A 20,504-nucleotide genomic window follows, 5' to 3' on the forward strand; every position below is an offset into this window, starting at 1 on the left:
GGCGCTTCTCCTTGGTCATGGCTCTGTTGGGGCCGTTTTGGCATTGCGTTCCAGCATACGCTGTTGCACACGCTGCTTGATGATATCGCTGACTTTGTCGGTCAGTTGCAGGCTGGCCAGCAGGGTTGGAATGTCTTCTTCCAGGTTGATATTGAAGTGGATCGGCCGGCCATGTTCGATGGCTGGGTTCTGTCCCTCCAGGCGCATGGCCAGCGCCAACTTGCCTTGCTGATCGTAGTTGACCTGGCTGCTCAGAGTGGTAAAGCGAAAATCCTCCAGCGATTGGGTCACCAGCTGCATCGCCGGGTTGCTGCGGCCGAGGGCGCGGATACGTTCGGAGTGGAACTGCAGTTTGCCGCCCGGTGCGCGTGCGCTGAGTTGGCCTTGTTCGATGGTTACACCCTGGCTGCTGATCTGCAGCGGCAGACGACCATCGAGGGTACCGGTGCCTGCCAGGCCCTCTGTGGGATAGAGGATAAACAGCTGCTCAAGTTCCAGGCCTTGCACCTGTACGGGAAAAAGTAGCGGCGCGGCGGCCAGGCGCCATTGCCCGGGGGCCAATTGCAGCTTGCCGCCCATCAGCGCTGCTTCGGCCTGGCGTAGCTGCAACTGGCCTTGGGTTGGTGTTTGCAGCGCGGCGCTGTAGCTGCCGCTGAGCTGCACCGGGCCCAGCGGTATGCCAGGGTTGGCCTGAGCCAGGCGCAGCTCGCTCAACTCAAGCTGCAGCTGTTTGGGGTCGACCCGCACACTGATACGGCTATCCAAACCCTCCAGCGCGGTGCGGTCATAAATCCCGCCCAGGTCCTTGCTGGTAAGTTCGAGTTTGACCGTGGGCAGCTGTTGATCGCTGGCCAGAGTCAGGCTGGCGTTAGCATTCAGGCGACCGTTGTTCAGCTCCAGCAGGGCTGGCCATGCTGTGAAGCTGTCTTTTAAAGGGTTGCCGCCGCGCAGAAAAAGCTCTGCCAGTTGCGCTTGCAGGCTCAGGCCCTTGGCGCTGCTGCGTTGCGCCTGCAGCTTGAGTTGCAGCCCGGCATCGTTGCGCAGTGTGCCGTCCACCTCCGCTTGCTGTTGGCTGGCATTCACGGGGCCTTGCCAGTACCAGCGCTGGGGTTGCAATTGCCCATGCTGCAGCTGCGCACTGAGGTCGAGCGGGCCTTTTAGCTGCCAGTCGAGCAGCGCGCTTGCCGCCAGTTTTGCCTGCAGTTGCAGCCCGCTGCTGCTGGCCTTGAGTTGCTGCGCCTGCACATCCGCATTGCGCAGATGCTGCAGGCTGAGCTGTGAGCCTTTGCCGAGGGCGAGATCCAGCTGCTGTGCATCCAGATAGGCGTCGAGTCGCAACTGCGTCTGCAGTGCGCCGATTTCCCAGCCCTCCAGCTGAAATGCCGGGGTGGATGCGCTAAGGCTGCCGCTCAGCAGCTGTAAACCCCAGGGCAAGCCATTGGCCAGGGCCAACGTGCCCTGCAGTGCAAATCGGCTGCGACCTTGACCACTCAGCTGAAGTTGTAAGGGCAGGGCGCGGTCAACCAGTTGTGCAGCCAGGTTGTCGGGCGTTTCGGTGGCCTGGATCGTCAGCTGCAGCGCTTCGGGATACAGCTCTGCCGGTACGCCACTGATAAGGTCATGGGCAATCTGCTTGAGGTTGAGGTCGGCGTTCAGGCTATCGGCCAGCCACTGCCCATCCAGCGCCTGGGCGGACAAATCGAAGCTGCCCTGCAACTGACCGAGAGCGGGGATTGGCCAGGGCTCTGGCAGGTTGGCGCTGGCTTGCAATTGGCCGCTGGCCTGCTGCAGCTGCGCCACGTTAAGTGGACCAGGTGCAAGCTGCAGTTGCCAGCTTGCCTTCAGCTGCGCTGCCGTCGGAGCCTCAGGCAGTGTGCCTGCTGCACTGGGCAGCCATTGGCTTAGCCAGCTGTGTAGCACCGCGCTTTGCTGCAGATCACCGGTGAAATCACCTTGCCAGAGTTGCCAGCCGGCACTCTGTTGCAGGCTGCTGCTGAGCCGCAGTTGCGGTTGTTGATTGATCGCCAGGCTCAGCTGCAGCGCTGCAGTTGTGGCGTCGCCCTGCAACTGCGCGTGCCAACTCAGTTGCTCCTGTTGATGCTGCAGATTTAGCTGCGCATCAAGCTGTGCGGCGTCTTTGCGTAGCAGCAAATCGCCCAGCAGCTGGCAGCGTGTTTCGGCGCAAGGTAGCTCGATCTGCAGTGCATCGACCTGCACGCGTTGCGGCAATAGGCTGATAACGGCGGCGAGTTGCTCCAGTGGCAACGCAAAATCCGTGCTGTCGTCAGTTGCTGGCTCGGGTTGAGAGGGCAGATTCAGTTGCAGGGCGGCGATCTGCACCTGCTGCCAGAAGGGCAGTGCCAGGCTGAATCCGCTCCAGTGCAGTTGCACCTGTTGCAGCTGCACTGCGCCGCTCGGGTGCTGCAGGCTGAGCTGGTCAAGCTGGATGCCCTGGGTGGATAGGCCCAGGCCGTGCCATTCAAGGTTTTCGATCTGCTCGCGTTCGAGCAGGCGGCTCAGGCTCAGGTAGCCATAAGCGCCAAGCAGTATGAGCAGTAAAACCAGGCAACTGATAAGTCGCAGCCAGGTGCGCCGGCTGGGCATAAGCACTGATCCATAGTGAGAGAGTTGCGTGGCAGGACGTTAACCCATGTCTGGCAGGCTGCCAATCAGAGGTTATTCTGTTCTGTGTAATTGCAGCATTTAGTGGTATTTTTGCTGTAAACAGACATTGTGAAAGTAGGAGGCCGTGATGAGCGCATTGATTCGACCGGTTGCCGACGCCGATGCGGTGCTGGCCAAGGCGCTGCTCAATACCCGAGAACAATTGGGGCTGACCCAGCAGGAGTTGGCGGACATCATTGGCGTACACCGTACAGCGATCTCGCGCTGGGCCGAGGGTGGCCTGCGCGTGCACAGCAAGACCGGTGAGCTGGCCCTGTTGCTGATTCGCGTATACCGCTCACTATTTGCCCTGTTCGGCGGCAATTTGCCGGATATGCAGCATTTTCTGCGCACCGATAACCGTCATCTGGATGCGCCGCCCTTATCCCTGATGATGCAGGTGCAGGGGCTGGTGCGGGTGGTCGAATACCTCGATGCGATTCGTGGCAAAGGCTAGCGCTCAGTGCCCAACAATAATAAAAGTTAAGGACAACGCCACCATGGATATCTGGCAACACTGCCAAGGCCCGACCCAGATCAAACCATTGCGCGGGCGCCTGGTGCGTCTGGTCGAGAGCCAGGCCCAGGTCGCCACGTTGCAACTGGTGGATACTCTCGCCGAGCAGGCGCTGCTTGAGGAATTGCTGGAAACCAGCAAGCCGCCGCTGCCGCAGAGTGCCGAGCCGCTGCATTACCTGTTGAAAACTCCGTTCCGTTATCCACCGCTGCGCTGGGGCTCGCGCTTTGGTTCGGTGCATGAGCCGAGCCTGTTCTACGGCGCGCTGCGTATCGACACCGCCATGGCCGAGGCGGCCTATTACCGCTTTCTGCTCTGGGAGGGCATGAGCATCGCGCCACCCAGCGGGCGCATCCTTTCCGAGCATTGCACCTTCGAGGCGCGCTATCAGGTTGAGCGCGGCATTCAGTTGCAGCATCCGCCGTTTGCGGATTTCCAGGCGGAGCTCTGTCACGCCAGCGCTTATCAACCTTGTCAGGCGGTGGGCGCAGCCATGCGTGGGGCAGGGGTTGAGGCGTTCGAGTACCGTTCGGCGCGCTGCCCGCTGAAGGGCAATAATGTTGCGCTATTCGTTCCAGGCGCGTTGGCAGAAAAGCGCCCGCGTAATCTGCTGAGCTGGCTGTGCGAAACCACGGACGACTATGTCGCCTTCAAGAATGCCCAGGTTCCGGATACCCCCAGAGTCTTTCGCCTAGATGCCTATCAGGTGGATGGCCGTCTGCCACGCCCGGCCTAGACAGGGCGGCTTTTTCAGGGCGTTTTGCCCTGAAAAAGGGCAGTGCGACGGCGTGACGCAGCGACTTGTGCACAATTGCGATGCGCCTTGTCAAGCAAGATGCAGTGCTTGACGTAAACCCTTGATTCTTTTTATTGATTTTATAAGTCAATGAAATATATGGATTTTTTACGCTGGTGAAAAAATCACCAGTTTGACCTTGGGCCCCACGCCATAGGCGCTGAGGCCGCTTGTTCCCATGTTATCCACGAAGTTATCCACAGCTTCTGTGGATTAACCCGAGCGCTTGCTCTAGACCGCCAGTCAGCACTTTTTTGCAAGACTTTACCTGGCTGAAAAAAGGAGTAGAGTTGCGCGCCTTCCCGGCTACCGCTGCTTTTTATGCCTCGCGCAATCACTCGACTACCTATCGCTTCAACCTCGGTTCCTCGCCTGCCCACCCGTGTAGCGCTCTGGCTACTGGACAGTCCTCGCCTCGGTAATGCCCCCAGCGTCAAACGCTTCGCCGGTCGCCTGCTTAAGCAGCCTGCTTTGCAGGGTGTGGTGCAGGCGCAGAGTCGACTGGGGCAAATGCTTTGCCGTGATTGCGGCAACCCGCGTGATCGACGCATAGGTTTTGAGCTGCTGCGCCAAGCGGCGCGCGCAGGCGATATGGGCGCCCAGCTGGAGCTTGGTCAGCTGTATAGCCAGCCGCGAAACAACGAGCCGCAGCAGGCGCGCCATTGGCTGGAACTGGCAGCGGGACAGGGCTCGCTAGAAGCGAGGCAACTGCTTAAACAGCTCTAGAGCCAGCTCAAAGTCTGCTGCGCGCCGGCCCTGCTGCGTTTAAAAAGCTCGCATGACACTAGCTCGCAATACTTTGAGCAGTCTCTGACGCAATGGGCCGCTCTGTAAGAATACTGGTTATACTGCCAGTACTTTTCTGCGGAGCTGCTTATGCCCATCGATCTCTCCACCGCGTTGGCACCTGCGTTGCTCGGTTTTACCGCCGCAGCACTTCCTCTTCTATATATGGCTTGGTCGCTGCAACGCCGCCAGGCCAGTCAGCAGCTGGAATTCAGCCTGCTACAAGAGCGTCTGAATAATGCGCAGCTGGCTCAGACCGGCCTGACGGCGCAGCTGGAAGATTGCCGCGAGGAAGTCGCCGAGATCAGCGAGATCAAGGCCGATCAGCAGGCCGAACTGGCGGCGCTGCGTCGTGAAGCCGACTTGCTGCAACAGGAGCGGCAGATCGCCCGTGAAGCCGCCCAGGCTTGGAGCAATCAGCGCGAACAGCAGGAGGCTGAAATTCGCCGTCTGGATGCCCAGCGTGCGGCCCTCAGCGCCGAACTTAAAGAACAGCAGGACAGCCATCAGCAGCGCTTGAGCGATCTGCAAGGCTCGCGCGATGAGTTGCGCGCGCAGTTCGCCGAGCTGGCCGGAAAGATCTTCGATGAGCGCGAGCAGCGTTTTGCCGAGACCAGCCAGCAGCAGCTCGGCCAGTTGCTCGACCCGCTCAAAGAACGCATTCAGTCCTTCGAAAAGCGCGTGGAAGAAAGCTATCAGCAGGAAGCCCGCGAGCGCTTTTCTCTGGGCAAGGAGCTGGAGCGCCTGCAACAGCTCAACCAGCGCCTGGGTGATGAGGCGACCAACCTGACCCGCGCCCTCAAAGGGCAGAAAACCCAGGGCAACTGGGGCGAATTGGTGCTAGAGCGCGTGCTGGAACACGCCGGCCTGGAGAAAGGCCGCGAGTATCAGACCCAGGTCAGCCTAAAAAGCGCCGATGGTGAACGCTTCCAGCCCGATGTGCTGATTCAGCTGCCCGGCGACAAGCAAGTGGTGGTGGACGCCAAGGTAAGCCTCACCGCGTACCAGCAATATATTGCTGCCGAGGACGACGCTAGCCGGCAGCTGTCGCTGAAGCAGCATGTGCTGTCGCTACGCAGCCACTTGAAGGGCCTGTCGCTCAAGGATTACCAGCGCTTGGAAGGCCTGCACAGCCTAGATTTCGTGTTGCTGTTCGTACCGATTGAAGCGGCCTTTGCTGCGGCGTTGCAGGCCGATCCGGGTCTGTTTCAGGAGGCTTTTGACCAGCATATCGTCATCGTCAGCCCGACCACCTTGCTCGCCACCCTGCGGGTGATCGACAGCCTGTGGCGGCAGGAGCGGCAGAGCCAGAACGCTCGCGAGATTGCCGAGCGCGCCGGCGCGCTATACGACAAGTTCGTCGCCTTTATTCAGGATCTGGATGAAATGGGCGCACGCCTGCAGCAGCTGGATAAGGCCTATGCCGGCGCGCGCAATAAGCTCTGCGAGGGCCGCGGCAATATCATCAGCCGGGTGGAAAACCTCAAGATGCTCGGCGCCCGTGCCAGCAAGAGTCTGCCCGTCGAATTGCTCGAACAGGCCGCCGGGGTGGTGGTGGTGCTGGATGATGAGGCGGCCGAGTAGGGCGCGCCTCTGTTTGTTGACGAGTTATCAGGCCGTGACCTGGGCTTTTTCTACTGCCGCGCGTTGCGCCGCCGGTGAGTTGGCCAGGTAGTCCAGCGCTACGCGGATATCGCCTTCGCTGCGTGGGTGATAGCTGGGATTGAAATAGCGCAATACCGAACGGCCGATGCTGCCCATGCGCGGCAGCAAGCCGCGCTTGCCCAGGTGGTACCACAGGCGCAGAAAGCCAGGGCGGTAACGGGTGACCGGGTCCTGGCGCATCATGGTTCTCATCCCCATGCTGAACAGGAAGATCAGTGCGGGCGTGGCAATTAACATATACACCCAGCGCATCAGCACACTGCCGCCGATATGCACGTGCAGGTCATGGGCCACGCTGCGGTGTTCGACTTCCTCGGCGCCGTGCCAGCGCAGCAGGTCGAGCATCACCGGGTCAGCGTGGTCGAGGCTGCGGGTGGTGATGATCCAGTCACCCAGCACGCAGGTGAAGTGCTCCACTGCGGCGATCAGCCCGACTCGCTGACGCAGCCACCAGGGCTGCAGAGCGTGGCTGATGGCGTTGTTGCCGAGGGGAAAGTCGCACAGCACGCGCTCGAACAGCCAGTGGATGGGGCCGGTAAACGGCGTCGGATCGATGCCGTGGCGCAGCAGGTAGGGCGTCAGTGCGCTGTCGTGGGCGCGGGCGTGCTGTGCTTCCTGTTTGACGAAACCCTGCACGTCTTCGCGTAGTTGCGGGTCGCTGACCAGAGGCAGGGCCTTGTTGTAGACCCGGCAGAACCAGAACTCGCCGGCCGGCAGGATCAGATGCAGGCTGTTCATGATGTGCGAGGCTTCCGGCTCGTTCGGCACCCAGTGCAGCGGCGTGTTGGCAAAGTCGAAGCGTACTTTGCGTTGTTGCAGGCGGTGCTGTTCGCTCATCTCGACCCTCCTTATCGTCCTGCCGGTTTTTGGCCTGCAGGCGCAGTACTGCCGGTCTCGCTGTGGATATGGGTGGTGAGTTCACGCAGCCATTTGGCCAGTTGTTGCGGCTCAGCCAGCAGTTGCCAATGCCCGGCATCTGCCTCGCGCCGTTGCAGTCTGGGTGCCCAGTGCTGCAACTGGTCGAACAGTTGCGGGCGGACGAAGCGGTCGTGGGTCGGCACGATCAACTGCACCGGCACCTGGGTATGACGCAGACGCGGCTGGAACAGGCTGCGAATAAAGTTGGCGCGGTACAGCTTGACCCCGTGCACACCGTCCGAGCGCTGGCTGCTGCTGGCTGGCACATTGCGCAGCCCTTCGACCTTGCGCAGCAGTTGCGGCCAGGCGCGGTCTAAACCTAAGCGCCAGGTCAGTTCGGGCAGTAGTGGGGTGTGGAACATCGCGATATACCAGGAGCTGAGCAACTGGCCGAGCACCTGCAGCAGCGCGCGCGGCGTCTTTTGCTTGAGCTTGTCGCGCATCCAGTGGCCGACATGGTCCAGGCAAGGCCCGGAGATGCTCGTGTAGGAGGCCAGTAATGGCTGAATACGCGGCTCGGTGACTGCTTCCCAGGCCTGAATCGAACCCCAGTCATGGGCCACCAGATGCACCGGGTGGTCGGGGCTGAGGGCCTTGATTACTGCTTCCAGATCATTTGCCAGTTTCTCCAGGTGATACTCCAGGCGCTTGCGTGGAATATCCGATGCGCCAAAGCCGCGCACGTCGTAGGCGATGATCTGGTAATCACCTGCCAGCTCGCGCACCAGGGGTAGCCAAATTTCATGATTGTCCGGATAGCCATGCACCAGCAGCAGAGTTGGGCCGCTTGGATTGCCCCAGCGATAGGCCGCCAGCTGTACGCCATCGCCCTGAACCCAAAGCTGTTCGGTCTGCAACTCTATATATGGCAGCACTGCTGGCGCGTTCATACGACTGCCCGATGCAGAGCGAGCGTTAGTGAGTAGCGCTGGGTGATAAAGGCGAGGTCGATGGGCATGCGGCGTCTCCGGATTGTCATGGCTGACCGTTACATCATTGGATGTCTCGGGCAGTGTTGGACGCTCGGGAGGGGTCTGCCTAGCCAACTTTTGGGCTAACAGCAGGGCCTGTTACGGTGTTACTGAGGTGGCTGAACCGCTCTGCAATAGGGCTGTGCGCGGGTTATGCGCGGGCAGATGAGCCGCTTGGCAAAGCAAATCCAGCCCTTGGTTGGGGGGATTATTGCCGTATTGCCGGGGCGCTATTAATACAGCAGCAATGCCACCGCACCGGCCAGCAAGCCAGCGGCCATCACCGGCAGAGTCATCAGCGCCAGTTTGCGGCCACCGATCAAGATCACGAGAAAGCCTTTGACCAGGCTGTTGCTCAGCGCTGCGAGAAAGATCCCCTGCACCGCTACCTGTGCACCCAGTGCGCCCTTGGCACTGCGCGCCAGCGACAGGGTGATGGCATCCACGTCGGCCAGACCCGCGAGCAGCGCCACCAGGTAGACGCCGGCATCGCCCAGCCAGTGCTGGGCGCCTTCGACCATCAATAGAATCAGCGCCAGCAACGCGGCAAAGCGCAGCGCGGGGCCCAGCTCGAAGGGGTTTTTCAGGGGCGGTTCGGCTTGTTCGCTACTTTCCGTGCCAGCGCGGCGGAAGAACAGCAGCGCGCCAACGGCATACACCAGGGTGGCGATGCCCAGCGGCCAGATCAACTGTGGCAGCAAGCTGGCGTTGACCAGGCCGACCTCCAGCAATACCCGTGGAAACATCAACGCTGAGGTGGCGAGCAGGCCACAGGCCAGAATCGCCTGCAGGTTGCGCCCTTGAGCCAGGCGCGCCAGGGTCACGGTCATCGCCGTGGACGACACCACGCCGCCGAGCAGTGCGGTGATCAGCAGGCCGTGGCGCATGCCGACTAGACGAATCGCCACATAGGCGGCAAAGCCGATACTGGCGATCAGCACCACCATCCACCAGATGGCGTAGGGGTTGAAGGCCTGCCAGGGGCCGTATCCCTGGTTGGGCAGCGCCGGTAGCAACACCAGGGAAATAAACAACAGTTTCAGCGCGCCGGACAGTTCCGCCTCGCTGAGCCGTTGTAGGGCGCCATGCAGCGATTGCTTGAGGCTCAGCAGCAGTGCCACCGCCACTGCGCCGGCCGCCGCCAGCCCGGCATAATCGGCCATGGCCAGGCTGCCGAGCAGGAAGGTGATCAGCAGTGCCACTTCGCTGGTCAGGCCCATATCACCCAGGCGTTGCAGTTCGCCAAAGTAGGAAGCGACCACCAGCAAGGCAAAACCGCTGAAGATCACCGCCCAGGCGACTACGCCGAAGTGCTCGCCGAGCAGCATGGCAAAGGCCCCGAGCAAGCTGCTCAGGGCGAAGGTGCGAATCCCCGCGACCAGCTGCGTGTCCTCGGTATTGCGCCCCTGCCAGCCGCGTTCGGCACCAATCAGCAGGCCAGCGGCCAAGGCGCTGGCAAAGTTCAGCAGGGTGTCGAGGGCTTCCGGCATGGGCAGATCCTGAGTGGGCGATGTGGGCAGTCTAGCCAGTGCGTGTTGGGCTGTATTGCGGCAGGTCAGCCAGCGGCGTTATAGCTGCGCAAGATTGTTCAAGACGCCGCGGCCGCGATGCGCCAGGCTATGCAGCAAAGGAGGGCGCATGAGCCGTTTGCAGCAGTTTCTCTATGGAGTTCGCGACAGTATCCCGATGATTGTCGGCATTCTGCCGTTCGGTCTGATCTATGGCGCGTTGGCCAGCCTGGCCGGGCTGAGCCTGGGGCAGGCGCTGGGTATGTCCTTGCTGGTGTATGCCGGCTCGGCGCAGTTTATTGCCATCAGCCTGCTGACCCTGGGTAGCGGCGCGGTGGTGATCCTGCTGACCACGCTGGTGGTCAATCTGCGTCATGTGCTCTACAGCGCGGCGCTGCAGCCCTATGTCGGCCGTTTGCCACAGCGTTGGCGGGTGCCGTTGGCGTTCGGCCTGACGGATGAAACCTTTGCCGTGGTGCAGCGCCGTTACCTCTCGCGTGGCATGACTGAGCACGGCCAGTGGTATCACGCCGGTGTGGCGCTGGCGTTGTACCTGTCCTGGGTATCCAGCTCACTGGTGGGGGCGTTGTTTGGTCAAAGTGTGCCGAACCTGGCGGGCTGGGGGTTGGACTTCGCCATGCTGGCGACCTTTATCGGCATTGTGGTGCCGGCGCTGCGCAATCAGCCGCAGATTGCTGCGGCTCTGGTAGCCGGTGCGGTGGCGCTGCTGTGCCACGCCTGGCCCTACAAGCTCGGGCTGATGGCGGCTGCGCTGAGTGGCATCCTGATCGGTGTATGGCTGGAGCAACGCAAAACGCCGGTGACTGTCGGGGAGGGCGCGTGATGGCTATCTGGTTGCTGATTGTCGGTATGGCGCTGATCACTTTTGCGATTCGCTACAGCCTGTTTGCCTTTCCCGATCTGCGTTTCCCGCCGCTGGTGCGCCAGGGCCTGCATTACGTGCCGACCGCTGTGCTGAGCGCCATCGTGCTGCCGGGCATGCTGATTCCCGATGGCCAGCACTGGGCGTTCAGCCTGGACAATGCCTATTTGCTGGCGGGGCTGGCGACCATTGCCATCGCCGCGCTGACCCGGCACTTGCTGGCGACCATCGGCGGCGGTCTGCTGGTGTTTTTTATCGTGCGTTGGTTATTGGGGCAGTTGCCCCTGTAAGCAGCGTTATTTGCCGGCTGGATTTGTAGAAAATGCAGCAAAAGGCAGGTTTTGCTGTGGCTTTGTCGGGTGTTCTTGCAGTCAAATGCCTGACAACCCGCTTGGCCACTGCAGACAGGTACACGGACGATGACCGAACAATCACAATTCGCATTGCTGGGTAAAAAGCGCTTTTTGCCGTTTTTCATCACCCAGCTGTTGGGTGCTTTCAACGACAACATCTTCAAGCAATCACTGATTCTCGCCATTCTATTCAAGATCAGTTCCGGGGCCGACAAGGCCCTGCTGGTCAACCTCTGCGCGCTGCTGTTTATCCTGCCGTTCTTCCTGTTCTCGGCCCTCGGCGGTCAGTTCGGTGAGAAGTTCGCCAAGGATTCGCTGATCCGCAAGATCAAGTTCGCCGAGATCGTGATCATGCTGCTCGGCGCAGTCGGTGTGTTGCTTGGCAACCTGCCCATGATGCTCGCGGTGCTGTTTGCCATGGGTACGCAGTCGGCGCTATTCGGCCCGGTGAAGTATTCGATTCTGCCGCAGCACCTTGAAGAGCAAGAGCTGGTGGGCGGCAACGCGCTGGTGGAAATGGGCACGTTTTTGGCCATCCTCGCCGGCACCATTGGTGCGGGCATCATCATGGCCAGCAGCGGCTACGCGCATATCGTCGCTGCCTGTGTGGTGCTGGTGGCGGTGTTTGGCTACCTGGCCAGTCGCGGCATTCCTGCAGCATCGGCGGCAATGCCGCAGCTCAAGCTGGATTGGAACATCCTGCGTCAGTCCTGGCTGATCATGAAGCTCGGCCTGGGCCAACGTCCGGCCGTATCGCGCTCGCTGGTGGGCAACTCCTGGTTCTGGTTTCTCGGCGCGGTGTACCTGACGCAGATTCCGGCCTATGCCAAAGAGTGGCTCTACGGCGATGAAAGCGTGGTCACGCTGATTCTCACCGTGTTTTCGGTCGGCATCGCGTTGGGCTCGATGCTCTGCGAGCGCATGAGTGGGCACAAGGTGGAAATCGGCCTGGTGCCGTTCGGCTCGATCGGCCTGACCTTGTTCGGCATTCTGCTCTGGTGGTTCTCCGGCGGCTTCCCCGAGGCGGCAGAGGCGCATGACTGGCTGGCGGTGCTGAGCATTGGCCAGGCCTGGTGGATTCTCGGTTCGATCCTCGGCATCGGTCTGTTTGGCGGCTTCTACATCGTGCCGCTGTATGCACTGATTCAGTCGCGCACTGCAGAGCATGAGCGGGCGCGGGTGATCGCTGCCAACAACATCCTCAATGCGCTGTTTATGGTGATCTCGGCGATTGTCTCGATCCTGTTTCTCAGCGTCGCCGAGCTGTCGATTCCGCAGCTGTTCCTGACCATTTCGCTGATGAACATCGCGGTCAACAGCTACATCTTCAAGATCGTTCCCGAATTCAGCATGCGCTTTATGATCTGGCTGCTCAGCCACTCGATGTACCGGGTGGAGCACAAGGGGCTGGAGGCGATCCCGGATGAAGGTGCGGCGGTGCTGGTGTGCAACCACGTGTCATTTGTCGATGCGCTGCTGATCGGCGGTGCGGTGCGCCGGCCGGTGCGCTTTGTCATGTACTACAAGATTTACAATTTGCCGGTGCTCAACTTTATCTTCCGCACCGCCGGCACTGTGCCGATTGCCGGGCGCAACGAAGACCTGCTGATCTACGACGCTGCGTTCAAGAAAATCGCCGAATACCTGCGTAACGGCGAAGTGGTGTGCATCTTCCCTGAGGGCAAGCTGACCACCGATGGCGAACTGAATGAGTTCAAAAATGGCATCGAGCGCATCGTCGAGGCCAACCCGGTGCCGGTGATTCCTATGGCGTTGCAGGGCTTATGGGGCAGCTTCTTCAGCCGCGATCCGCACAAGGGGTTGTTCAAGCGCCTGTGGTCGCGCATCACCCTGGTGGCCGGTACGCCGGTTGCGCCCGAGCTGGTCAAACGCGAGTTGCTGCAGGCCCAGGTGGCTGAGTTGCGAGGTGAGCGGCGTTAAACTGCAGAGATGAAAAAGCCCGCCAATTGGCGGGCTTTTTTGTGCAGCTTAAGCGGCTTAGTGGCTGAGTTTTAGCCCGATCAGGCCGCAAACGATCAGCGCCACGCTAGCGATACGCAGTAGCGTCACGGCCTCGCCAAACAGCATTATGCCGGCAATCACCGTACCCACGGCGCCTACACCGGTCCAGATTGCATAGGCGGTGCCCAGCGGCAATTCCTTCATAGCCAGGCCAAGCAGTGCCAGGCTGACGATGATCGCCGCAACAGTCAGTAGAGTGGGGAGAGGGCGGGTAAAACCGTCGGTGTATTTCAGGCCAACAGCCCAGCCTACTTCGAACAGGCCGGCTAACAGCAGAATGAACCAGGACATACAAACCTCCAAAACAGATAGAGGGGCCGTCCCGTGGTGATCACTCGTAGAGTGGTGAGGTCGTCCTCACGCTGTGCAGTATTTTGCACATTGGTAGGTTCAGGGCAAGCCGCAGAGGACCAGTGGTCTATTTCTCTGCGGCTGTGCAATGGTTTAAATCCCCTGAGGAATCTCTTCGCCGCCCAGGGCTTCAAACAGCGCTGGCAGGAAGTCCACTAGGGTCAGCATCATCAAGGTGAAGCTGGCATCCTGCTGGCCGAGGTCGTCGTCGCCGCCGTCCTGTTCGGCTTGATCCTGTAGCAGGTCTTCGAAGCGCAGGCGCTTGACCACCAGCTTGTCGTCGAGGACGAAGGACAGTTTGTCTTGCCAGGCCAGGGACAGCTGAGTGACCTGCTTACCCGAGCTCATGTGCAGCTGGATCTCGTCGCTGGTCAGGTCCTGGCGCTTGCAACGCACCACGCCGCCATCTTCATGGGTGTCACGCAGCTCGCACTCGTCCAGCACGTGGAAATCTGGCGCGGCTTGCTGAACCTTGACCCAGTCGGTGAGGGTGGCACTTGGCGCGATTTTCACCGTCAGTGGGCGTACCGGCAGCGAGCCGATGGCTTCACGTAGAGTCGACAGCAAGTCTTCGGCACGCTTGGCGCTGGCCGAGTCGACCAGGATCAGGCCTTGTTTCGGCGCGATAGCGGCGAAGGTAGCGGATTTGCGGATAAAGGCGCGTGGCAGGAAGGTCTGCACGATGTCGTCCTTGAGCTGGTCGCGCTCCTTCTTGTAGACCTTGCGCATCTGCTCGGCTTCGATCTCGTCGACCTTGTCCTTCAGCGCATCGCGCACCACGCTGCCCGGCAGGATGCGTTCTTCCTTGCGTGCAGCGATCAACAGGAAATCACCACTGACGTGTACCAGTGGTGCATCGCCGCCCTTGCCGAAAGGCGCGATAAAGCCATAGGTGCTGAGCTCCTGGCTGGCGCACGAGCGGGCCGGTTTGGCTGAGAGGGCCGTTTCGAGTGCCTCGGCGTCAAACGGGATGTCCTGGGTGAGGCGATAGACCAGCAGGTTACGAAACCACATAAGAGGGTGTATCTCCATTAACAGACCTGCCGGCAGCGGCAGGTATCACAAGTCGTCAGTACCCTATATGGGTGCTGTTTCAGGTTGGCCGCAGCGCTATGACCCGTTGGGCAACCTGCGCGTTGCATTGGGGGCGCATTATTCCCCCGAGCGGTGCCTGAGGCCAAGTCTGCGCTAAGCCTTTGCTGCATCAATAAAAAATTTTCAAAACAGTGCTTGCCAAGGTGCGGATCGCTCTCTAGAATGCGCCCCACTTCGAGAGTGAAGGGTGATTAGCTCAGCTGGGAGAGCATCTGCCTTACAAGCAGAGGGTCGGCGGTTCGATCCCGTCATCACCCACCAACTCGCTTTTTGAAGTTACGCGCAGCGGTAGTTCAGTCGGTTAGAATACCGGCCTGTCACGCCGGGGGTCGCGGGTTCGAGTCCCGTCCGCTGCGCCATTTTTCTCCTCGCTTCATCCCCTCTGTGACACATCGCAATACCTCGCAAAATCCTTTCTGAATAATCAGCTAAACATCTGAACTTATACGCATTTTCTGCCTCCTAACACGGTAGCCAGTGATCGCGGCAGCCTGCTAAGCTCGCGCTTTCACACCATTAGCCCTAGGGCGCACCGGACAAGGAACAAGCATGAAACAGCATCGTTTAGCAGCGGCGGTCGCCCTGGTAGGTTTGGTTCTCGCAGGTTGCGATTCGCAAACCAGCGAAATCACTCTGGAAACCCCTGCACAGAAAGCGTCCTACGGTATCGGCCTGAACATGGGCAAAAGCCTGGCTCAGGAAGGCATGGATGACCTGGATTCCAATGCCGTTGCTCAAGGCATCGAAGACGCCATTGGCAAGAAAGAGCAGCGCCTGAAAGACGAAGAGCTGATTGAAGCCTTTGCCTTCCTGCAAAAGCGTGCCGAAGAGCGCATGGTTGCGCTGAACGAAGAGTCGGCCAAAGCCGGCAAGAAGTTCCTTGAAGACAACGCCAAGCGTGAAGGTGTGACCACCACTGCTTCCGGCCTGCAGTACGAAGTGGTGAAGAAGGCTGATGGCGCTCAGCCGAAAGCCACCGACGTGGTGACTGTTCACTACGAAGGCAAGCTGACCGATGGCAGCGTGTTCGACAGCTCGGTTGAGCGCGGTAGTCCGATTGATCTGCCGGTTAACGGCGTGATCCCGGGTTGGGTTGAAGGCCTGCAGCTGATGCACGTCGGCGAGAAGTACAAACTGTACATCCCAAGCGAGCTGGCTTATGGCGAGCAAAGCCCGACTCCGGCGATTCCAGCCAATTCGGTGCTGGTGTTTGATCTGGAGCTGATTGCGATCAAAGACGCAGCCACTCAAGAGTAATTTCTAGCGTTTCCTGCAACGCCCCGTCTCGACGGGGCGTTGTCGTTTCTGTGGGTCGCAATCGGCAATTTTTGCTTGACTCGTGGGTCTTAAACAGCGTGTGTAGGGTTTGCGGTGTTACGGTTATGCACATTTCCCTTATAGGCCGTGACAGGTTAGGGTAACTCTCTTGAAGAAACCCTTTGCCATTTTTAACTTATTGATTTATATGAATTTTTACTGTGTGGGCAAAAAATGTCCGATCTGTGGCGAGGCCGCATGGGCTGGGCGTTTGCCAGGGTTATCGAGAAACTGTTCACAAGGTTATCCACAGCTTTAGTGGATAACCATGGTCAGCCCAGTGGACACGCGGGGTTGCCGGGAGAGGGCGATGAAAACACCGAAAAATTTCGCGCGTTACCAGTTTTTGGCCAAGCGTTTTCTCAAGGCCGGACGGTTACCTGCGTTGCTGTTATCCGTCGCTCGAAAGCGTGAAAAACTCGGCAATGGCTTTGCCGAGTTGGCCGACCAGCTGAAGCTGCTGCAGGCACTTTGTCTGGCCTGGTGGCGCGGTGAGTATCGAGCAATCGACTCTCGGGCATTACTGGCGGCGGTGGCGGCCTTGCTGTACTTCGTTACACCGCTGGACGCCATACCGGACTGGTTGTTTGGTATTGGCCTGGTCGATGATCTGGCTATGCTGGCCTGGGTGTTGCGCACCTGGCAGGCCGAGCTGGCGGCGTTTCAGCAGTGGCGAGCAGCCCAGGCACCTGAAGTGCTGCGGGTTGTTGAGCGGCTACCAGAGCTGGATGAGTCACTGACACCCGTGCAGGGGCGCGTGGAGTAGGCGAAGGTCTATATGTCGTTGAGCATCTGTTCGATCAGGCCCTGGTCGCGCAACCCTTGCAGTGTCCTGTCCAGTAACTCAGCGCTGACCGGCAATTGTGGGCTGTACGTGCAGTGCATGTCGTAGCGTTCGATTACCCAGGGGTTTATCCGTAGCGGTGTGTCAGCGCGTTTGGCCAGCTGGAAGCGCAGTGGCCGGCGCATATCGATGATCGCGTCCAGGCGCTGTTTGCGCAGCAGGTTAAGCCCGGCACTGTGGTCACGCAGATCCTGGCGGATGATCTGCTGCTTGGCGAACGCCTCCATCAGTTCTCCGCTGTAGACGTAACCCAGTTGAGTGCCGACAGTCTTGCCGTGGAGTTCGTGCAGGTTGCTGATTGGTGCATGCTGACTGTGCAATAAGAGCACGTCCTCTTCGCTGTAGAGTGGGGCTGACCAGTGATAACGCTCGGGCTTGTCTATCCACTGTGGGTTGCTGTTGCAAATCACATGGATACGCCCGCGCTGCATGAATTCATCGATGCGCTTGTTCGGCGTTTCGACAAATGCGGCTTTGAAGCCCAGTTGCTGGCTGGCTAGCTGGCCCAGTTTGTAGATGACGCCACCACGCAATTGCTGTTCATGTACATCGACATAGGGCATGCCGTCAGCCGTGGCAAAGCCCCAGCGCAGCTCATCTGCACAGGCCCAGCTGCTACAGCCAATCAACAGCATTGTTATCAGTGTGCGCAAAACCTGCCCCCAGCTGCTGCTTGATAACCTTGGGGCAGTATAGATCACGCTCTTTATCGTGCCGGGCTGTTAAGATGGCCGCCTGTTCTGGAGTTGCCGAGAGTGATGGAAGTGCTCTGCATGGAGATTTACAGATGAATGTGCAAGTGATCGAGCGCGATGGTCAGCCGGAATATGCGGTGCTGTCCTGGGCGCAGTATCAAGCCTTGCTGCAGGCCGCAGGGCGCGCGCCTGAGGTTGCCGCTGTGGCGGTGGATGCAAGCAAGCCGGCGCTCAGCCAGCTGGTGACTCTGCGCGAAGCCAAGGGCATGAGTGCTGAGCAACTGGCACGCAATGTTGGCATCAGCCCGCATTATCTAAGCATGATCGAGAGTGGCGAACGCCTGCCGGATGCCGCCATCCAGCGCGCGCTGGCCTGGCATCTTGGGGTTGATGGGTGGGAGGCACAGCCTTGAGCGTAAGCATCAGTCGGCAACATTGGCAGGCGTTGCTCGGTGAGCTTGAGGATGCCCAGCGTCAGCGTCACCTGCTGACTTATCGTGCTTTGATCGAACGTCTGGCTTTGCCCAGCCCGGCCATGCAGACTTTGGCAGCCGCGTTGGAGCACCTGGCCGCACTGGATGCACGTGCCGAGCGTCCGCTGCGCAGTGCGCTGGTAATCAGCCAGGGCGCCAGTCGCTTGCCGCGCACCGGCTTCTTCGAGTGTGTCAGCCGCCTGGGACGCTTCAGTGGTGCGTCCGATGGCATTGCTGCGGCATCCTGGCATGCCGCCGAAGTGGCCCGCGTGTTCGAGTTCAGCTACCCGGAAGATGCCTGATGTTCGGCACGCTACGCGCACGTATCGGCTATCTGCTGGCGCGTCGTCTGTTCCACTGGGCATGGTTGGTTAAACAACCGCGGGCCTGGCGCTGGCTGGAGGGGCAGTTCGCCCGCATGGCCGCTCTGGGTGATACCCAGGCGCAAAGCTTCTACGGGCACATTCTGCTATTTCGCGGCCAGGGCCTGAGCGCACGCAACGAAGGGCGACGTTTGCTCGGTTTGGCGGCCAAGGCCGGCGATGCCAAGGCCGCTTACCAGCTTGGTGTGTTAAGTCTGTCCGGTGATACTCAGCACGCAGCGGATGCACCGAAGGCCATTGAGTGGTGGACGCTGGCTGCGCAGGCAGGCCACCCAGCTGCTGCCTATCGCTTGGCTGAGCTGTACCGCAGTGGCGCTGTGGGTGTTGCCGTCAATGCGCAGCAGGCGGAACATTTTGCCGCGCTTTCCAGTCGCCTCAGCGGCCTCTGATTCAGCGGTCCAGCTTCCGCCGTCAGGCCGCCGTATCCGCCTTAGTGTCGATGATATGCAGGCTATAACCCGGCACCGCCTTGGCATGGCGTTTGGCCTCTGAAGCCATCGCCGCCAGCTGGCTGGCATCCAGTTGTGCGCATTGTTCGGGGTGCACATGCACCACCCCGAGTGACAGGGACAGCAGTGCGTACTCCTGGCGTTTACCACTACGGTCATGGGCGATAAAGCAGCCCGCATGCAGGTCTTCTTCACGGTAGAAACGTCGGCACTGGCTCTGGAAATCCTCCAGCAGTCGATTGAGCCGTGCGCGCCAGTCCTGTGAGCTGAGTACCAATAGAAAATCATCGCCGCCAATATGGCCGACAAAATCCCGTGTTGGGTCGACCCGGTCGTTCAGGCACTGCGCCAGGCTCAAAAGCACTTCGTCGCCTTTGGCGTAGCCGTAGATGTCGTTGAACGGTTTGAAATTGTCGATATCCACATAACACACCACGGTCTCGCGGCCCTGCTGCAGCAAGCGGGTCAGGCACTGCTGGATCGGCACATTGCCCGGTAGCAGAGTCAGAGGGTTGGCGTAGCGGGCCTGCTGGATCTTCAGTTCGGTGATCAGCTTGAGCACGTCGATCACGCGCCCCAGTCCGATATAGCCGCCATCCTCGATGATGATGAAGTCTTCTTCGATACGCTGGCGTGCGCGGCTGGTAAGCAGACGGCTGACCTGCTGCAGCGACTGGCTGGATTCCACCGCCAGGTAGTCATCGCTCATCAGGCGGCTGATCGGTTTGCGGGAGAACAGCTCGTTGGCAAAAGGCTTGAGCAGGGCTTCAGCCAGTGAGTGACGATGCACGATGCCGACGGGTTGCTGCACCTCGTTAAGCACCGCCAGCGAATTCAGGTTGGCCTGAGCGCGAAACATTTCCAGCACTTCGCTGGTGGATGTGCTCAGGGCCACTGCGCGTTGCGGGTTGAGCAGACCACGCAGGTCGCTGGCTTCTTCGCTGAGTGGGCTGCTGGCTGTGGCGCTGGGCAACAGATTGATGGCGTCACGCGGCGGCTGTTCCTGCGGCCGGCAGAGCAAATAGCCTTGTAGAAGGTCGACGCCCATTTCTGCAAGCACGGCGAGTTCTTCAGGCAGTTCGATGCCTTCGGCGATTACCTGAGCGCGAGAGGCTTTGGCCATTTTCAGAATGGAGCCGACGAACTCGCGCTTGACCGCATCCTGATGAATGCCGTCGATAAAGTGGCGATCGATCTTCACGTAATCCGGGCGCAGTTCCGACCACAGACGCAGGCTCGAATAACCGGCGCCGAGGTCATCCAGGGCGATGGAAAAGCCCATGGCGCGGTAGTGATGCAGGGCGGTGTCGAGCAGGGCGAAATCGTCGGTGGGCGATTGCTCGGTCAGCTCGATTACCACCTGGCTCGGTGGGATGCCCAGGGTTTGTAGCAGTTGCAGGGTGCGTCCTGGCTGGTGCTTGGGTTCCATCAGCGAGTCAGGCGAGACGTTGAGGAACAGCTTGCCTTCAAGCTTGAGCTGGCTGAATCGCTGGCAGGCATTCTTGCGGCACAGCAGCTCCAGCTCACTGAGACGGCCTGCGCTGCGCGCCACGGCAAACAGGTTGATCGGCGAGTGCAGGGCGCTGTTGGACGGCCCGCGGCTGAGGGCTTCGTAGCCGAGAATGCGCCGCTCGGAGAGCGAAAAAATCGGCTGAAACAAACTATGCAGGTCGCCATTGGCGAGGATGCTGTCCAACGCGCTGAACTGCTCGGTGACGATCATGGCGGCTCTCTGTGCATAAAAACGGGGACTGGCATTGCTACCAGTCCCCGCATTTCACGACAGTTTGATGACCCTTTGATGACGCTCGCTG

At 60.1% G+C, this 20,504-nt stretch carries 20 protein-coding genes and 2 tRNA genes; 14 read left to right on the forward strand and 8 right to left on the reverse strand.

The annotated features are described in order from the left end of the window. Window positions 1-15: 15 nt before the first annotated feature. Window positions 16-2,604 carry a YdbH domain-containing protein gene (locus tag RHP75_RS08880; RefSeq protein WP_311091469.1) on the reverse strand — a complete coding sequence of 863 codons (2,589 nt, stop codon included), beginning with the start codon at window positions 2,602-2,604 and terminating at the stop codon, window positions 16-18. 148 nt (window positions 2,605-2,752) lie between these two features. Between RHP75_RS08880 and RHP75_RS08885 the strand changes: the two genes are divergently transcribed. The 4 genes from RHP75_RS08885 to rmuC all read left to right on the forward strand — a co-directional run bounded on the left by RHP75_RS08885 (window position 2,753) and on the right by rmuC (window position 6,347). Beyond that, a complete protein-coding gene (locus RHP75_RS08885; protein ID WP_160015068.1) occupies window positions 2,753-3,121 on the forward strand; it encodes an antitoxin Xre/MbcA/ParS toxin-binding domain-containing protein in 369 nt (122 codons plus the stop codon). A 43-nt stretch (window positions 3,122-3,164) separates the two neighbouring features. Beyond that, complete coding sequence (locus RHP75_RS08890) at window positions 3,165-3,917, forward strand: RES family NAD+ phosphorylase (RefSeq protein ID WP_311091470.1); 753 nt, start codon at window positions 3,165-3,167, stop codon at window positions 3,915-3,917. 381 nt (window positions 3,918-4,298) lie between these two features. Further along, window positions 4,299-4,703 carry a sel1 repeat family protein gene (locus tag RHP75_RS08895; protein WP_311091471.1) on the forward strand — a complete coding sequence of 135 codons (405 nt, stop codon included), beginning with the start codon at window positions 4,299-4,301 and terminating at the stop codon, window positions 4,701-4,703. 276 nt (window positions 4,704-4,979) lie between these two features. Then, a complete protein-coding gene (gene rmuC, locus RHP75_RS08900; RefSeq protein ID WP_311091896.1) occupies window positions 4,980-6,347 on the forward strand; it encodes a DNA recombination protein RmuC in 1,368 nt (455 codons plus the stop codon). Window positions 6,348-6,374: 27 nt separating this feature from the next. On the opposite strand, the gene RHP75_RS08905 is transcribed toward rmuC, so the two are convergent. The 3 genes from RHP75_RS08905 to RHP75_RS08915 form a co-directional block, all read right to left on the reverse strand. Beyond that, window positions 6,375-7,265, reverse strand: coding sequence for a metal-dependent hydrolase (locus RHP75_RS08905; protein WP_311091472.1), 891 nt, complete (start codon window positions 7,263-7,265; stop codon window positions 6,375-6,377). Window positions 7,266-7,276: 11 nt separating this feature from the next. Continuing rightward, window positions 7,277-8,236, reverse strand: a complete 960-nt coding sequence (locus RHP75_RS08910) for an alpha/beta fold hydrolase (RefSeq protein ID WP_311091473.1) — start codon at window positions 8,234-8,236, stop codon at window positions 7,277-7,279. Between the two features lie 314 nt (window positions 8,237-8,550). Continuing rightward, on the reverse strand, window positions 8,551-9,807 hold the full coding sequence (locus RHP75_RS08915) for an MgtC/SapB family protein (protein WP_311091475.1): 1,257 nt from the start codon (window positions 9,805-9,807) through the stop codon (window positions 8,551-8,553). A 148-nt stretch (window positions 9,808-9,955) separates the two neighbouring features. On the opposite strand from RHP75_RS08915, the gene RHP75_RS08920 reads away from it, so the two are divergent. From RHP75_RS08920 to RHP75_RS08930, 3 genes are all read left to right on the forward strand, one after another. Then, window positions 9,956-10,669, forward strand: coding sequence for an AzlC family ABC transporter permease (locus RHP75_RS08920; RefSeq protein ID WP_311091476.1), 714 nt, complete (start codon window positions 9,956-9,958; stop codon window positions 10,667-10,669). Further along, window positions 10,669-10,998 carry an AzlD domain-containing protein gene (locus RHP75_RS08925; protein WP_311091478.1) on the forward strand — a complete coding sequence of 110 codons (330 nt, stop codon included), beginning with the start codon at window positions 10,669-10,671 and terminating at the stop codon, window positions 10,996-10,998. The genes RHP75_RS08920 and RHP75_RS08925 overlap by 1 nt, the downstream gene beginning before the upstream one ends. A gap of 129 nt (window positions 10,999-11,127) precedes the next feature. Further along, entirely contained in the window at window positions 11,128-13,002 is a 1,875-nt protein-coding gene (locus RHP75_RS08930) for an MFS transporter (RefSeq protein ID WP_311091479.1), read from the forward strand. A gap of 57 nt (window positions 13,003-13,059) precedes the next feature. On the opposite strand, the gene sugE is transcribed toward RHP75_RS08930, so the two are convergent. Together sugE and rdgC are read right to left on the reverse strand one after the other, a co-directional pair. Beyond that, window positions 13,060-13,374, reverse strand: a complete 315-nt coding sequence (gene sugE, locus RHP75_RS08935; RefSeq protein WP_090387039.1) for a quaternary ammonium compound efflux SMR transporter SugE — start codon at window positions 13,372-13,374, stop codon at window positions 13,060-13,062. Window positions 13,375-13,527: 153 nt separating this feature from the next. After that, entirely contained in the window at window positions 13,528-14,448 is a 921-nt protein-coding gene (rdgC, locus tag RHP75_RS08940; protein ID WP_311091481.1) for a recombination-associated protein RdgC, read from the reverse strand. Window positions 14,449-14,714: 266 nt separating this feature from the next. Here rdgC and RHP75_RS08945 point away from each other — a divergent pair. The 4 genes from RHP75_RS08945 to RHP75_RS08960 all read left to right on the forward strand — a co-directional run bounded on the left by RHP75_RS08945 (window position 14,715) and on the right by RHP75_RS08960 (window position 16,612). After that, a tRNA-Val gene (locus tag RHP75_RS08945) sits at window positions 14,715-14,790 on the forward strand. A gap of 21 nt (window positions 14,791-14,811) precedes the next feature. Continuing rightward, a tRNA-Asp gene (locus RHP75_RS08950) sits at window positions 14,812-14,888 on the forward strand. Window positions 14,889-15,078: 190 nt separating this feature from the next. After that, on the forward strand, window positions 15,079-15,786 hold the full coding sequence (locus RHP75_RS08955) for an FKBP-type peptidyl-prolyl cis-trans isomerase (RefSeq protein ID WP_311091483.1): 708 nt from the start codon (window positions 15,079-15,081) through the stop codon (window positions 15,784-15,786). A gap of 370 nt (window positions 15,787-16,156) precedes the next feature. Beyond that, window positions 16,157-16,612, forward strand: coding sequence for a DUF1232 domain-containing protein (locus RHP75_RS08960; protein WP_311091485.1), 456 nt, complete (start codon window positions 16,157-16,159; stop codon window positions 16,610-16,612). A gap of 8 nt (window positions 16,613-16,620) precedes the next feature. Here the strand turns inward: RHP75_RS08960 and RHP75_RS08965 are convergent, their stop codons facing one another. Beyond that, window positions 16,621-17,343, reverse strand: coding sequence for a transporter substrate-binding domain-containing protein (locus RHP75_RS08965; protein ID WP_311091486.1), 723 nt, complete (start codon window positions 17,341-17,343; stop codon window positions 16,621-16,623). 134 nt (window positions 17,344-17,477) lie between these two features. On the opposite strand from RHP75_RS08965, the gene RHP75_RS08970 reads away from it, so the two are divergent. From RHP75_RS08970 to RHP75_RS08980, 3 genes are read left to right on the forward strand one after another with little or no spacing between them, the layout of a single operon-like run. Next, entirely contained in the window at window positions 17,478-17,798 is a 321-nt protein-coding gene (locus RHP75_RS08970; protein ID WP_311091488.1) for a helix-turn-helix domain-containing protein, read from the forward strand. Further along, a complete protein-coding gene (locus RHP75_RS08975; protein ID WP_160015055.1) occupies window positions 17,795-18,160 on the forward strand; it encodes a hypothetical protein in 366 nt (121 codons plus the stop codon). Before RHP75_RS08970 ends, RHP75_RS08975 begins: the two co-directional genes overlap by 4 nt. Beyond that, the gene (locus tag RHP75_RS08980; protein ID WP_311091489.1) at window positions 18,160-18,630 is read left to right on the forward strand and encodes a sel1 repeat family protein; all 471 of its coding nucleotides are present in this window, start codon (window positions 18,160-18,162) and stop codon (window positions 18,628-18,630) included. Before RHP75_RS08975 ends, RHP75_RS08980 begins: the two co-directional genes overlap by 1 nt. A 22-nt stretch (window positions 18,631-18,652) precedes the next feature. On the opposite strand, the gene RHP75_RS08985 is transcribed toward RHP75_RS08980, so the two are convergent. After that, complete coding sequence (locus RHP75_RS08985; protein ID WP_311091491.1) at window positions 18,653-20,413, reverse strand: bifunctional diguanylate cyclase/phosphodiesterase; 1,761 nt, start codon at window positions 20,411-20,413, stop codon at window positions 18,653-18,655. Window positions 20,414-20,504 lie beyond the last annotated feature (91 nt).

The organism is Pseudomonas sp. SG20056, assembly GCF_031764535.1.
GTDB lineage: Bacteria > Pseudomonadota > Gammaproteobacteria > Pseudomonadales > Pseudomonadaceae > Aquipseudomonas.